At 70.3% G+C, this 865-nt stretch carries 1 protein-coding gene and 1 pseudogene; both read right to left on the bottom strand.

The genetic code is table 11. The features are described 5' to 3' along the window. Window positions 1-413: response regulator (locus tag FJV41_RS49355; RefSeq protein WP_217442250.1), on the bottom strand; the 413-nt coding region annotated here is incomplete at its 3' end. Window positions 414-428: 15 nt separating this feature from the next. Further along, window positions 429-865, bottom strand: a pseudogene (locus FJV41_RS49350) (replication restart helicase PriA); the annotation flags it as partial.

Genomic DNA, 865 nt, shown 5'->3' with positions numbered 1-865 from the left:
CCTCCCACCCCATCCCCTCGGACTCCCGGCAGGCTCCGGTTCTCCAGCACATGCCACGCGTCCGCCTCCGACGGCGCGCGGATGAGCGTGTCCACCTGCGCCACGAAGCTCGTCCCATCCAGGGGCAGCGGCGCCACCGGCGCACTGAACCCCTCGATGGCCTCGCCCAGGAGCAACACCCGGGCGCCCTTCCCATCCGGATGCTGGAGCAATTCCTCCAACACCAGCCGACCCCGGCCACTCTCCACGCCAGGGGCCAGCACGATGAGCGCCGGCAGGTGATGCCCGTAGGCAATGAGCGCATCCGCGGCGGACGTGGCGAGGATGACCTCGTGCCCGTCACGGGTGAGCAGACGCCGCACTGCGGCGATGGTGGCGATGTCGTCGTGGACGAGGAGGACCGGTGCGCCCATGGGGGGGCACCGAGTCTACAGCATGGCCCCCGGATCCACGTCGATCACGACCTTCACCGCCGAAGGAACGTCAACCAGGGCCGCCTCCACCCTGGCGAGCAGCGGGGCAAGCGCCACATGCGTCGGCCCCTTCAGGAGCAACTGCCAGCGCGTCTTGCCCCGGATTTTGGCGATGGGCGCCAGGGCCGGCCCCAGAAGCCGCACCCCCACCGACGCCGGAGGCATGTTCTTGGTGACGAGGTTCCCCAGGTGCCGGGCCACGCTGGCCGTCTGCTCCGGGTGCTCCCCCTCCAACCGGATGGACGCCATGCGCGCGAAGGGCGGATACGCCAGCGCCTTGCGCCACTCCAGCTCCTGCTGGGCGAACCCATCAAAGTCATGGGCCAGCACCCGCTTCACCGGCTCCGCGTCCGGGTTGTACGTCTGCACCAGCACCCGACCCGGGTCCTTGC

Source organism: Myxococcus llanfairpwllgwyngyllgogerychwyrndrobwllllantysiliogogogochensis (assembly GCF_006636215.1).
Lineage (GTDB): Bacteria > Myxococcota > Myxococcia > Myxococcales > Myxococcaceae > Myxococcus > Myxococcus llanfairpwllgwyngyllgogerychwyrndrobwllllantysiliogogogochensis.
Note: the sequence above shows the minus strand (reverse complement) of the source record. Positions and strands in the feature narration are given on the sequence as shown.